The organism is Caldibacillus sp. 210928-DFI.2.18 (assembly GCF_020554505.1).
GTDB lineage: Bacteria > Bacillota > Bacilli > Bacillales > Caldibacillaceae > Caldifermentibacillus > Caldifermentibacillus hisashii.
On record NZ_JAJCHL010000019.1, the window covers coordinates 1 to 14521 of the forward strand.

Consider the following 14521-nt stretch of genomic DNA (forward strand, 5'->3'; position numbering starts at 1 on the left):
TAGGGCCACCTTTAGTTGGGTATTTACTTTTTTGGCCCTAAGTTGGGAAAATAATCAATCTGAAAATTATGACATTATTTATGCAACACTAGTGTTATAAAATATAAAATTTATTTCAAAACCACAATAAATGCTGAAAAATTCCCTGCCAAATTTTATTTTTGGCAGGGAACTATCTTTTTTAAATCATTTTATCCATATTAGATTAGGAAAAGCCATTATAAATAGGTGTTCCCTCTTCAAATCAAGTTAGCCTTTTATTCCCACTCAATCGTTGCCGGTGGTTTGCTTGTGATGTCATAGACAACCCGATTTACATGAGGAACTTCATTAACGATTCGCGTTGAAATTTTTTCCAGTACTTCCCACGGAATCCGCGCCCAATCTGAAGTCATACCGTCAATCGATGTGACTGCACGAATGCCAATCGTGTAATCATAGGTTCTAGCATCCCCCATGACACCGACACTGCGAATATTGGGTAGGACGGTAAAATATTGCCATATATCGCGATCCAAGCCAGCCTTCTTAATTTCATCCCGTAAAATCCAATCTGATTCCCGGACAATCTCCAATTTTTCTTCGGTTACTTCACCCAAGACCCGAATCCCCAGACCCGGACCCGGGAATGGTTGGCGCCATACAATTTCATCCGGAATTCCAAGAGCAGTTCCGAGGGCACGAACTTCATCTTTAAATAACGTGTTTAACGGTTCGATTAATTTAAAATTCATATCTTCCGGAAGACCGCCGACATTATGGTGGGATTTAATTGTTTGTGCAGTAGCCGTTCCGCTTTCAATAATATCCGTATACAATGTCCCTTGAGCTAAAAATTCAATACCTTGTAATTTATGAGCCTCGTCATCAAAAACATAAATAAATTCATTGCCGATAATTTTCCGCTTTTGTTCCGGATCACTGACACCTCTCAGTTTATCCAGGAAGCGTTTTTGGGCATCAACTTTGATTACATGCATATGGAATTTATCGCCGAATGTTTCCATAACACTTTCGGCTTCTCCTTTCCGAAGTAACCCATGATCAACAAAGATACATGTTAACTGGTCGCCGATTGCTTTATGGATTAAAACCGCAACAACGGAAGAGTCAACTCCGCCGCTTAATGCACAAAGAACTTTTTTATCGCCAACGGTTTCACGAATTTTTTCGATTTCCATTTCGATAAATTGATCCATCGACCAATTTGCTTCACTGCCACAAATACCGAATACAAAATTCTTTAGCAAGTCATTTCCGTAAACCGAATGACGAACTTCAGGATGGAATTGAACGCCATAAAGTTTTTTTTCTTCATTACTCATCGCAGCAATTGGGCAGGATGAACTTTCTGCGTCAACAGTGAATCCACTTGGTACTTCTTTCACCAGATCACCATGACTCATCCACACAACTTGTTGTTCGGGCAAATTTTGAAACAAAACTTTATTCGTACTTACTTGAATTTCCGCTTTCCCGTACTCACGGGTTTCAGCCTTTTCCACTTTCCCGCCAAAATGTTTGGCCATTAACTGCATTCCGTAACAAATCCCTAAAACGGGGACTCCCAGCTCAAAAATCTTTTCATCACAAGTGAAAGCCGACTCATCATACACACTATTCGGACCACCGGAGAAAATGATGCCTTTTACATTCATCTTCTTTATTTCCTCAGCCGTTATTGTATGTGGATGCAGTTCACTATACACGCCAAATTCTCGGATTCTCCTTGTAATTAATTGATTATATTGACTGCCAAAATCCAAGACAATAATCATTTCCCGCTCTTTTGTTGTATTAACCAATCTGTCCACCTCTTCAATCTATTGTTTATATCAGTATACCCGTTCCAATGAATATATCCATCGTCACATCCAGCGTGAAATTGCACAAATCCTCTACGGCTTCGATATAAAAGGAAATAAACATATAATAAAAACTAGACCCTACCAGTAAAGGCAGTTTCTAGTTTTCGTTTAAGTTATTTTTTGAAGGGATTAATTACCGATTCAAAAGAACAAATTAGAAAACTGCCTTCATAGTCAAACTATTTTCGGTAGTTTGGTAGAGACTCTCGAACCATATTATCGAGGATATATGAAGGAATGGAATTTATCAAGTTTTACTGAACGTCATTATTGTAAAGTGTATTCAACATAAGGTCAAGTAAGTTTTTTCTCTGCCGCAAGCTTCATTAACTCCTCCCAAATTGGTTTACAAGAGCCCCAGCCGGTATCAACCTGCTCATTCCGGTATAGATAGCGTTCATATTGTTCCGTTAACCGGCTCATAAAATCATTGTTAAAAAATTCATCGACCCTCTTTGCAAATTGGTTTAATGTCTCATCCTCTTCTTTTATGACTCCTGATTTTTCCAGTCTCTTTAAAAGTGCCAAATACGCCGACATAAAAGACTTTGCATCATTTTTATTTCGATACTGAAAAATTACCCAATAAAGCAGCCAACGTCGACGTAAAATATAACTTAACAAAACAAAAATACCAGCCAAAATTCCACCGATTACCCACCAAATTTTTACATTTTTCCAATCGTTATTTATGGTAAATGGTTTTGTTTCTTTATCACTATTTGTCTCTGATTGTTCTTCTATTTGTTGTTCTGTTTGTTGTTTTCTTTGTAGATTTGGTGCCTCTGGCTGGACATTTGATTCCGATTCTCGTTCCTGTTGCAGAGCATTTTCTGTACTTACAGTTTCGGATTCTTCAATAAAATCAACCGCGTTTGTAAACCCACTTGTCGGCTCAAATGGTACCCAGCCATTACCGGGAAAATACACCTCTACCCATGAATGGGCGTTATTATTTGTAATTTTATATGTTGTCAACTCACCCTCAGAGCCAATAACTGTACCGCCCGTATAACCTTTCACCCATCTGGAGGGGATCCCGACAGAACGGAGCAGGACCGCCATTGATGTTGAAAAGTTATCACAATAGCCGATCATCGTTTCAAATAAAAACTGGTCAACGTAATCCTCTTCTTTGCCGGGAATTGGGATATTTTCCGTTTTATAGGTAAACCGGGAACTTTGTAAATACTCCTCGATCGCTTTTACTTTGTCATACTGATTATTTTCATTTTCAGTTAACCGAATGGCAAGTTCTTTGACCCTAGCCGGTAAATTCTCAGGCAATTGCGTATACCGGGTATAAAAATCCGGCATGTCCTTCCTCAAATTTTCAGATGCGGTTACATTTTTTAAATCTTCTATAATAAAAGCAGGACGCTGATATTGCACCGTGTAGGATGATAATTGGTTATCGGGTGGAATTTGAATCTTCTCATTGGCTTCATTATAATGGTAAAAGTTTTGCTTATGAAATTTGAGTCTATTTACCCCTTGTGGATAGATGACATGATCTCGTCTTTCCATAAAGACAACTTCCAATTCTGATGTTTCACCAAGATATTCCGGTTCAACCGAGTAAATAGGCAGTTCCTCTGAATCTTTTATTTGCTGAAAATTATCTTTTTCAGAAACAACCCACCCTTTTCCTGAATAAAAATCTTTCGTTTCCACCCGCCAATACTGTTTCTCCGGGGACTTAACCGTAAAAACCGGTGTATCATCTTTGATAAACCCGCCCCCAAGTTGGGTATCGTCTTCATCATAACCAATTTTATGCAGTTTTCCCTTTGCATTCAGCATATTTCCATCTTCCTGATTGGCAAACGTAACAACATAAGGCATCGGATCCGGCCAAATCGGACCAGGCTTTGGAATAACTATTCCCACACCCGCACATACAAGGATTATGACAACTAACGGGATAGGCCATCTTTTTATTAACGCAAAGGAAACAGTGAGCCTTTCCTGCTCCACCAATTTTGAAAAATGTGCCAATCCCGTTGCCGCCAAGCCGATAATAAAAGTGCGAATCACCGCATAATCTGCTTGAAACGGAAAAAATGTATCAAGAATAGCCAAGTAAATAATCGTGATCAAAACAAAGAAAAAAATACCTTTTCGCTTCTTCACCCAAAATGTATATAGAAAGACAATACAATCCAGTGTGACGAACAGTAGAAATGTTCGAAATGAATTCGTCAGTCCGAGCCAATCCATCCTGAAAACATGACCGATATTTAAAGCAAAATCTTTTATAATTGTATCCAACTTTAAGAGTGTGATAAGCGGCTCTTGGTAATATAAGTGGTTAATTACCAAAATCATATAGCAACCATTAATAATTATTCTTAAAATCCAATGAACACCAAGAAAACTTAATACAAAGCCAATAACCAGAAAACCAAGAAACACCGGTAAATTTTTTATTTCGGTTATCTGTTGTAAAGGACGGAGCCATTCCCAAATAAGGATAAATCCGATCACATATAAAATAAACGTCTGTAGACCTTTTTGCTTTCTAATCGTAATCACCTCTCAAAAGCCTTGGTAAAATCACTTTCACGCACTACTTTTGCATTCAAGCCCTTACCCTTGGCATACTCCAATAAATCGGCCTCTTCAGGCTTAACTTTTTCGAGCCGGGATTTTATCAAAAAAATACCAATTTCATTATTTCGAGTACAGAGGTCAGTTATTTTTTCTATAACTTCTTTTCTTAGTTGACAGACAAGGAAGATCATCGTTTGACCGGGTTTTTTCAAAAATATCTCTGTTTCTAAAATTTTATGAAAGTCATGGTTTAAATCATCGTTCACAGTTGCTAAATGATAATTCAATGTTCGGAGTTGTGCTTCTCCTCCTTGAACGGGGAAATATTGTCTTTCCGCTCCATATGAAAGAAGACCGATGTTAGTCCCTGCTTTTACAGCGGATCGAACAATTGAAGCAGTAAATTTTACAGCTAACTCAAAACTTGGACTGGGTGTGCGATCTAAAATAAGTAACACATCTTGGCTTTGTCGCTGTTCAAATTCCTTTGTCATTATTTCATTTTTTCTTGCGGTCTGTTTCCAGTGAATCCAGGAAAATCTATCGCCGGATTGATAGGTACGTGTACTTATCGCCATTGTGGAGTCTCTTTGGGCTACATCCTTTGCTGCAGTCATTCCCGATTCAAATAAGGTTTTGAAAGGATCATATTTCATTTCGATATACGCCGGATATACGATGATTTTTTCCAATTGCTCTACAACTACCTCTTTCCGGGTCAAGCCCAACAGATCACCCATTTGGATTCGTATCTTGTGAAAGGTGTACTCCCCACGTGGTAATAAATTGTGGTGGTAAGTAAACGTTCGTTCTTTTGAAAATAACGGAAATGATACCGTTGTTCCTGAAAACGGTAGACCCCCTGAACGTTCAGAAACTTCATCTTTAATAAATAGATAGACGAGGGGAATACGATAGGGCAAGGTTATATGAATTTTTACCGATACCATTTCACCGTTAACGTACTCCGTTTTATCGAGCACCCTCTTAATACTAATTCGTTTTATTGGATAAAAGTTTAGTAGAATGGAGTAAAAGGCAATAGGCAGAAAACTTCCAAATAAAAACCAGCTGACAAATCCCCCTTGAAACATGGCAAAACTAAAGCTTGCTGCTACAAGTCCAATCAGCCCGATGAACTTCAAAACAGAAATGGTTCTTTTCATCGGATGCATCATTTCACAACCTTTTGGATGGGAACTTTTGTATCCGATAAAATCGAGGAGATAATTTCTTCCGCATTCACACCATCGTATCTGGCTTGTGACTGCAAAATCATCCGGTGTGAGAAAACAAAAGGTGCTAAAAATTGGATATCATCAGGCAGCACAAAATCCCGTCCTTGTATATAGGCATAGCTTTTTGAGGCTTTCATTAATGCAATCGAGCCGCGGGGACTGACACCTAAATAGATTTGCGGATGATTTCTTGTCCTTGTCACAATGGAAATAATATATTGTTTAATCGTATCATCAACAAATACGCCTTTTACCTCTTTTTGCATAGATAGCAGCTCGTCCAAAGTAATGACAGGAGTTAATTCCTGAATCGGCAACTCCTCTTGAACACGACTTAAAACTTCCATTTCCTCAGCAAAACTTGGATAACCCATGTGGATTTTTAATAAAAAGCGGTCGAGTTGAGCTTCCGGTAATGGATAGGTCCCTTCATATTCAATCGGATTTTGTGTGGCCATAACTAAAAATGGTCTTGGTAAAGGAAATGTATGGCCATCAATGGTCACGCTCTTTTCCTCCATCCCCTCCAACAAGGCTGATTGCGTTTTCGGGCTTGTCCGATTAATTTCATCGGCTAAAATAATATTGCCCATAATGGGACCCGGTCGAAATTCAAATTCCAATGCTTTCGGATTATAAATCGACACACCCAGTACATCGGAAGGCAGTAAATCAGGAGTAAATTGGATTCGTTTGAATGTTGAGCTAACCGACTTGGCAAGGGATTTAACAAGCATCGTTTTCCCGACACCGGGGACATCTTCCAATAGCACATGGCCATCCGCCAAAAGCGCTGTCAAACATAAAATGATTTCTTCACGTTTTCCGACGATGACCCTTTCCATATTATTTAAGATAACTTCTACTTTTGGATGGAGAGTTGGAATTATCATTGTTGTAAAACCTCCTGTATTAGTCGAAAAGGAATATTATTTTTATTTTACAATAAATTCCGTCACCTGTTAATGAGATTTACGATTTTTACAAGTTTTTAATAATTAGTGACGAGAACAGGCCTCTTCGTCAAAATAGAAGCTTTCTCAGCCAAAAACGGTGACGAGATTAGATTTCACCGTCCAAAATGAGCATTTCCCGCCTCAAAATGGTGACGAGATTCAGGCTCGTCGCCAAAATTGAGCGTTTTTCACTTCAAAATGGTGACGAGATTAGATTTCATCGTCCAAAATGAGCATTTCCCGCCCTAGCTAGTTTCTCAGTCGCTGGCGCACGGAGCTAGACAATAAAACTAATCCTAAGTTATTTACTTGTATTTTTATACTTTCTTAACGTATAAAGAAAACTCGGTGATTGCCGAGCCTTTAGGCGAGAGCAGAGCCGCAAGAGCACTTATACTTAATTCTTAAAATTTCCAACTACGTCGAATTCGCTTCTTTGCTGGAAATTTATACTTTCTTAACGTATAAAAAAAGTGGGCATTATACCCACTCGTAAATATTAAACAATATGTTGAACAATTTTCTTATACGTATCGATAATAAATGATTTGAATAATGTATCCGGAAGAGGAGTTGTTTTTTCTTTTGCCCTTGTGGCGAATTTCAAAGCTGTTTCAATTTGACCTAATTCTAAATAACATAACGCCAAATAAGAATCTCCCACATAAAAGATTGTTAAGTCAAACGGGTGTGGCAAAAATGGTGGTATTTCAACTCTTTCCAACCATTGAACAGCTTCCTGATATCGTCCCAACCCATACAATGCCTTCCCTTTCGTTAAGAAAAAATACGGTTTCAGTACTTCGGTATCATCCAGACCCGTCACGTATTTATCAACCAGACGAATAACACCTTCATAATCTTGATGTTTAAAAAGTCTTACTTCGGCTTCAGTATAATCATTAAAGGCATAATAGAAAGGATCTTCGACAAAGTTAGCATACCCAAGCAACTTCTTCAAATAATTATTGATTTTTTCTTCGTCATGGTTCACTAGCCCATAACCGATAGTTATCCGATACAAATCATCAATATGGTAAAAAACTTTATGGACTTTTGAGAAAGCAATTGCATCTTCTATCACACGGATTGCCGCTAGTGAATTCCCGACAGCAAAATGCAGTACTGCCTCAAGGTAATCAAGTTCAAGCCTTGTCGTCGGACTCATATACGGAAAATTTTTTTCAAGATAATCTCGTTCTGCTAAAATCATTTTTAATGCCGTTTCGTATTTATGATTACGAAATTGAACTTTAACCTGAAAAGTACCAACGCTCGCTCTTCTGTCCACCAGATTCATTTTCTCATACATTTGGGCTGAGCTCAAAATATACTTTTTCCAGTTCTTATCTTCTGAAACATGATAAAGGCTATATCCGTACAACTCCGTTAAACGTGCTGACTCATATCCTTTCGTTAAGTGATTGATAAATGGCTCAATCATTTTTTTAATCTGTTGATACTTTTTGTTATTATTAAGTGTTTTTGTGTCGGTAAAATATAGTTTTTCTACCTGTTCCAATAAATCCCTCAATTCCTGAACATTTTCATCTTGTAACAAATCACTAACATCCACTCCCAATTGGCTTGCAATATAATTCAAGCTCTCGATGGAAGGAACCGCTTTATTATTTTCAATCAGGCTGAGCATCCCTTTCGTTAATTTCGTACCGGCTAATGCCTCAAGGGTCAACCCTCTGCCTTTTCTTAATTTCCTGATTCGCTCTCCTAATGTTAAGATGGGAAACACCTCCATTCATATTTTAATTATATTAAATTTTTCCCGGTCCGTAAAATAAGTTTTACACAAAATAATGTTTAATTTAATTGAACATATTTATTGATATTCAAAAAGACCTATGTTATGATTTGTTTAATAAAATTAAACCTTAATGAGAGAAGGGGATTTCTTTGACCGAAGCACAAAAGTTAAAAAGGGGATCTTATCATCTTTGGACATTTATGACGAGCAAGTTAATTTCTACATTTGGGGCCAATGTTTATTCTTTTGCCATTAGCTTTTATATTTTGCAATTAACCGGATCTGCAACTAATTTTGCTTTGAATTTAATTTGCAGTATTTTACCACGGACGATTGCTGCACCGTTTGCTGGCTACGTTGCGGATAATTTCTCGCGGAAACGAACGATCATTCTTGCCCAAGCAGCTTCTGTTTTGGCAATTGCCGGGCTTTTGACAGTTAGCCTTATGAATGGCTTATCACTGACTGCCATTTATATAACCACCTGTCTATTGTCATTGACATCAACTTTTTCCGGTATTACCTTCACATCATCAATTTCAGGGTTGGTTGATGAAAATCGAATTCAAAAAGCAATGTCGCTTAATCAAATGTCCATATCACTGGCCTCCATCGTCGCACCGGCCTTAGGAGGCATACTTTATGGGGCAGTTTCAATTCCTGTTTTTCTCATAATCTACTTAATTGCATCTCTAGTTGCTCTAATTCTTGATTCAACGATGGATTTCCAATTATTTGCCAAACGTAGCCATGTACCAGTCGCAGGTCAAGGGAAGGAAAAATTGTGGGTCAGTATGAAAGAAGGATTTGCCTATTTAAAAACGAAACCGGTCATTCAAACTATTATTTTCATTGCCTTGTTTATTAATTTTTTCTTCGGCTCTTTTCAAGTCGGATATTCTTTCGTTTTAATCGAAAAACTGGGAATGAAGTCAGAGCATTTCGGAATTTTGGAAGGTGCCTTTGCTGTCGGCATGTTGTTGTTATCATTTTATTTAACGATTCGGAAAGAAATTAAATACCCGCTCATTACCGCAAAATATGGAACTATTGGATTGGCTCTTGTTATTGGTGGCATTGCCGTACCTCTACTTGTCCCATTTTCTTATCAGGCTATGTTTGTGTTTTATCTTATTTTAATGTTAGCAATCGGTAGTTTTTTGACCATCATGAATACACCAATCGGGGTCATGATGCAAAAAAGTGTGGATGATGATTTTAAAGGAAGGGTTATTTCTATTCTTGAAACAATGGCACAAGTTCTGATGCCGCTTGGGACGGTCATCTATGGGTTTCTTTATGATTGGGTTGCGGCTGAATGGGTATTGTTCATCTCGGCCGGTATCATTATCGGTATTGCCCTTTTTATGCTCCGTCCATCTGTAATAGCGAATGCATATCCTGAGCGAAAAAATGCATTACAGCGTATTACTGGGTAATGGGAAATTCCATCAGTGTTGAACTAATTGGACCTTTACGGGAAGTCCATCCCCCACCTATCCTCTTTGCTTGAGGTGGGGCTTACTCCCTGTTTATAGCAAAGAAAGATAAAGGTGCCAGCCCCGGATACCGGCACCCTTCATTATATACAACCACTTTCTTGAATAGAAAAAGAACCTTTACTACAATTGATTTCAGCCTGTGCGCCATAAGGCAAAATACATTTCGGCTCCGTATGGCCAAAATTCAAGTTATATAATATGGGTAAGTTGGTCAACCCGTACTCTCGCATCACTGTTAAAATTTCTTCCTTATATTCCTCCTTATATTTTTCATCATACGGTTTGGCGAAAATCATCCCGTTCGCTTTTTGCAAAATTCCTTGTGCCGCATAGTTTCGCAGCCAATATCGAATGTAGGTCGGTTCCGTCTTTTCCTCGGATGTTTCAAAAAACAAGATACATCCATCCCAATATTTTTCGTCCGGCCAGAGCACCGTTCCTTTAGCAAACTCCAAAACTTCTATGCAACCGCCAATGAGCCTCCCCTGCACAACACCTTTACCTTGTAAAACTTCATATCCCGAGTTCGGCTGCATGACTCGTTTTCGATTTTTATTTGCTTCTGTCCACTCTACGTGCTCACTCGTCCACTCGGCTGCCGTTTCAATTTCCCCGATCGCCTTATTAGAGAATAATGTCCGTTTGATTTTATCGACCGTATAGGGGTGCATCTCGATATTTTCTGCAAAATCGACTAAAATAGATGGTCCGTAAAACGACGATACCCCTGCTTTTAAACAAAAAAGATGAGGAATTGTTGTATCTGAATAGCCCATGAAAATTTTCGGATTGTTGTGAATCACTTTAAAGTCGATATAGGGTAGAAGCCGGATACTATCTTCCCCACCGATATTGGTAAAAATCGCTTTGATATCCGGGTCTCTGAAGGCTGCCATTAAATCTTCGGCACGGGCTTCCGGATGGTTATACAGGTATTCTGTCCCTTTCAAACTATTTGGCATTGGTACCACTTGCAGGTCAAAAACGGTTTTCAGTCTTTCAACACCTTGCTCATAGCGCCAACGAATCTCGGGGTCACCCGCTCCACCCCATGAAGGACTAACGGTTGCCACCTTATCACCAGGATGTAATTTTTTTGGTTTGATCAACATCTACATGCCCACCTTCCCATATAATTCTTATTATTTAACCACCCTTTATGACATAATGCAATGATTTTTTGAACATGGGGATGTGTTGATTTTCTATTTTTACAGCTGTAATCACGAGGGTAACTGTTGATAGATAGGGCTTCTGCTGTCGATCTTTTCGTTTTTACCATCGAAATCACTGGCACTAATGTTGATTTCTTTCTATACAATCGGTCGGTTACTGCTGAAGGTAAAAAAAGAGACGGGCAAAATTGAAAGATATTTTACCAATTCTGCCGTCTCATTATACTTTAATCTATATGGTTTTATTAAGCTTTCGGATGTACCATGTCAGCGGGATTGACATATTTGTCAAATTCTTCACTCGTTAGGTAGCCAAGCTTCAATGCTGCTTCTTTCAATGTTTTTCCTTCTTTATGAGCAAGTTTAGCAATTTGAGCCGCTTTTTCATAACCTATATGCGGATTTAATGCCGTAACAAGCATTAACGACTCGTTCAAGTTTTTCGTAATTACTTCCTGATTTGGCTCAATGCCCACCGCACAATGATCATTGAATGAACGAATACCATCTGCTAAAAGTCGGGCACTTTGCAAGAAATTGTACAAGATCACCGGCTTGAACACGTTCAATTCAAAATTCCCTTGACTTGCTGCAAATCCAATGGTTGCATCATTTCCCATGACTTGAACAGCAATCATCGTGATCGCTTCACTTTGGGTTGGATTGACTTTTCCCGGCATAATCGATGATCCCGGTTCATTTTCCGGAATAGTAATTTCCCCGATTCCGCATCTTGGACCTGAAGCTAACCAGCGAACATCATTGGCAATTTTCATTAAATCGGCTGCCAATGCCTTTAATGCACCATGAGCATAGGCAACTTCATCATGGCTCGTTAAGGCATGGAATTTATTTTCTGATGAATAAAACTCTATTCCCGTAAATTTAGAAATTTCCTCACTAACCAATTTCCCGAATTCCGGATGGGTATTGATTCCGGTACCGACGGCTGTCCCGCCAATAGCCAGTGCTTTCATTTTATCGGAACTTTCTTTGACAAATTCTAAGGAACGTTCCAACATATGTACCCAGCCACTAATTTCTTGGCCGAGGGTTAATGGTGTTGCGTCTTGAAGATGTGTCCGGCCAATTTTTACAATATCCATGAACGCTTGTGACTTTTCTTCCAATGTTGCTTTCAATTTTTCAATCTCAGGAATTAAATACGTTTGTACATAATTCGTTGTTGCAATATGCATGGCAGTCGGAAATGTATCGTTTGAACTTTGGCCCATATTGACATCATCGTTTGGATGTAATTTTTGACTGGCACCTTGTTCGGCCAACAGTTGATTACCCCGATTCGCAATGACTTCATTCAAGTTCATGTTCGATTGTGTACCACTGCCGGTTTGCCAAATTTTTAACGGGAATTCACCCTCATGTTTTCCTTCAATAATTTCATCAGCTGCAGTCACAATCGCCTTTGCTTTCTCATCACTTAATTTTCCAAGTTTATTGTTTACAATCGCACAACTTCTTTTTAAAATGGCAAAAGCCTTAATTAATTCTTCCGGCATGGTTTCCGTGCTGATCGCAAAGTTTTGTAAGCTCCGTTGCGTTTGCGCACCCCATAATTTGTCCGCCGGAACTTTAACTTCCCCCATCGTATCTTTTTCAATCCGGTATTCCATGAAAATTCCCCTCCTGTATTTGGACAAAAACGTTTACAAATCCATTTCTATTATAGTCAATATAGTGGTACAAATCTATTAATTTGACTATAGTCAATATAGTTGTACAAATCTATTAATTTGGCAACAAAAAGCGATTTTCTTGTTTAAGTTAGCTATTGAGGTATTTAAACTTTTTCAAAAAGATAAAATTTGGGCTTAACTAAAGTAAGATTACTGTGATATTTTCAAAAAAAGCCACAGCTGAAATAGCATAGCCGTGGCCAGTATGTGAATTCTCAGTGTGGCAAGAACGCCAACTGAATAAAAAACAATACTGCAAAAATGTAGACAATCGGATGGACTTCCCGCCATTTTCCTTTGGCTACTTTCATTAACGGAAGCGATATAAAACCGAGCGCAATACCTGTTGAAATACTCGACGTGAGCGGCATGGTTAAAATGACTAGAAATGCCGGAAATGCTTCATCAATTTCATTCCATTTAATCTTTGCAACATGACCAATCATTAGGCTACCTACAATAATAAGTGCAGGTGCGGTAATCGCGGCCACACCGGAAATTGCACCGACTAAAGGACTTAAGAATGAGGCAAGAATAAAAAGAACCGCAACCGTTAGTGACGTAAGACCGGTCTTTCCACCTGCAGCAACCCCTGAAGTTGATTCAATATATGCCGTTGTCGGACTTGTTCCCACCATTGCACCGATTGTTGTAGCAATGGAATCAGAAAGGAGTGCATTTTTTGCATTTGGTAATGTTTTTCCTCTCATAAAACCTGCCTGTTCTGCTACCCCAATCATCGTTCCGGTCGTATCAAAGATGGTGACTAATAAAAAGGAGAAAACAACCGCATAGAGCGAATGTTGGAAGACATCAGCAAAAGCTTCCAGAGGGTTGGCTACGATAACACCGTCCGGTAACGATGGTAGAGAAAAAATCCCCTTATCAAAGGATAACTGTCCGGTCACGAATGCGGCAATTGTCGTTATAATCATACCAAAAAATAAAGCACCATTTACATTGAGTGCCATTAACACAAGCGAAACGGCCAAACCAAATAACGCCAGCAATACTTCAGGAGAATGAAGATTACCGAGCCCAACTAAATTATCTGGATTACTTGTAATAATCCCGGTATTTTTTAAACCGACAAAAGCGATAAAAAGACCAATTCCAGCTGAAATTCCAAATTTTAAATTATCCGGAATTGCCTCAATTAATTTTTCTCGAAAAGCTGTTAAAGAAAGAATAACAAATATGATACCTGCTACAAACACTGCGGAAAAGGCCGTAACATAATCAATCCCACCGTGAGAACCTACAACCGAAAAGGCAAAATATGCATTCAAGCCCATACCGGGAGCAATCGCAATCGGATAATTTGCAAAAAGTGCCATCCAAAGCGTGCCAATAGCGGTTGCAATAATTGTTGCGGTAAATACTTGTTCAAAAGGGATTCCGGTATTCGATAAAATTGCCGGGTTAACGACGATAATATATACCATTGTAAAAAATGTTGTCATCCCGGCGAAGATTTCCGTTTTTACAGTTGTTTGATTTTCCTGAAGCTTAAACATTTCTTGCCCTCCTAATATAAATGCGAACATTTTAAGACTACAAATTAAATAATATTCGTTTATGGGTGTTTTTTCAAGTACAAAATTTACATAGTCTGTATTAAGGGATAAGTTTTTACAAAATCTTGGGCATTGAAGGTTCAACGTTTGACCAGATGTCCCTTTTGGTATATTTATTACCAATTATCTTGAACATAATGACCCATTTTATGGAGAAATATTTTTTCGGGAAAATAACGCACTGTTCTAAGAT

At 38.5% G+C, this 14521-nt stretch carries 9 protein-coding genes and 1 riboswitch; of the genes, 1 reads left to right on the forward strand and 8 read right to left on the reverse strand.

What is annotated here, in order from left to right; translation table 11 throughout:
* Positions 1 to 257 precede the first annotated feature (257 nt).
* The 5 genes from guaA to LIZ98_RS06125 all read right to left on the reverse strand — a co-directional run bounded on the left by guaA (position 258) and on the right by LIZ98_RS06125 (position 8371).
* Positions 258 to 1778: a glutamine-hydrolyzing GMP synthase gene (gene guaA, locus LIZ98_RS06105; RefSeq protein WP_041847986.1), complete on the reverse strand. Its 1521-nt coding sequence runs from the start codon at positions 1776 to 1778 to the stop codon at positions 258 to 260.
* Positions 1779 to 2019: 241 nt separating this feature from the next.
* A riboswitch (purine riboswitch) is annotated at positions 2020 to 2121 on the reverse strand.
* A 41-nt stretch (positions 2122 to 2162) separates the two neighbouring features.
* The gene (locus LIZ98_RS18100) at positions 2163 to 4403 is read right to left on the reverse strand and encodes a transglutaminaseTgpA domain-containing protein (RefSeq protein WP_227139216.1); all 2241 of its coding nucleotides are present in this window, start codon (positions 4401 to 4403) and stop codon (positions 2163 to 2165) included.
* Positions 4400 to 5596, reverse strand: coding sequence for a DUF58 domain-containing protein (locus tag LIZ98_RS06115; protein ID WP_227139217.1), 1197 nt, complete (start codon positions 5594 to 5596; stop codon positions 4400 to 4402). The genes LIZ98_RS18100 and LIZ98_RS06115 overlap by 4 nt, the downstream gene beginning before the upstream one ends.
* Positions 5596 to 6552 (reverse strand): AAA family ATPase, encoded by a 957-nt coding sequence (locus tag LIZ98_RS06120; RefSeq protein ID WP_227139218.1) that lies wholly within the window; start codon positions 6550 to 6552, stop codon positions 5596 to 5598. Before LIZ98_RS06120 ends, LIZ98_RS06115 begins: the two co-directional genes overlap by 1 nt.
* Before the next feature lie 562 nt (positions 6553 to 7114).
* The gene (locus tag LIZ98_RS06125) at positions 7115 to 8371 is read right to left on the reverse strand and encodes a helix-turn-helix domain-containing protein (protein ID WP_227139219.1); all 1257 of its coding nucleotides are present in this window, start codon (positions 8369 to 8371) and stop codon (positions 7115 to 7117) included.
* Between the two features lie 155 nt (positions 8372 to 8526).
* Here LIZ98_RS06125 and LIZ98_RS06130 point away from each other — a divergent pair, with 155 nt between their 5' ends.
* On the forward strand, positions 8527 to 9816 hold the full coding sequence (locus tag LIZ98_RS06130; RefSeq protein WP_227139220.1) for an MFS transporter: 1290 nt from the start codon (positions 8527 to 8529) through the stop codon (positions 9814 to 9816).
* A gap of 143 nt (positions 9817 to 9959) precedes the next feature.
* Here LIZ98_RS06130 and LIZ98_RS06135 read toward each other — a convergent pair whose 3' ends face one another.
* From LIZ98_RS06135 to LIZ98_RS06145, 3 genes are all read right to left on the reverse strand, one after another.
* Positions 9960 to 10991 (reverse strand): S66 family peptidase, encoded by a 1032-nt coding sequence (locus tag LIZ98_RS06135; protein WP_227139221.1) that lies wholly within the window; start codon positions 10989 to 10991, stop codon positions 9960 to 9962.
* Between the two features lie 308 nt (positions 10992 to 11299).
* Positions 11300 to 12688, reverse strand: coding sequence for a class II fumarate hydratase (gene fumC, locus LIZ98_RS06140; RefSeq protein WP_227092211.1), 1389 nt, complete (start codon positions 12686 to 12688; stop codon positions 11300 to 11302).
* A gap of 278 nt (positions 12689 to 12966) precedes the next feature.
* Complete coding sequence (locus tag LIZ98_RS06145; protein ID WP_227139222.1) at positions 12967 to 14268, reverse strand: NCS2 family permease; 1302 nt, start codon at positions 14266 to 14268, stop codon at positions 12967 to 12969.
* Between the last annotated feature and the right edge of the window lie 253 nt (positions 14269 to 14521).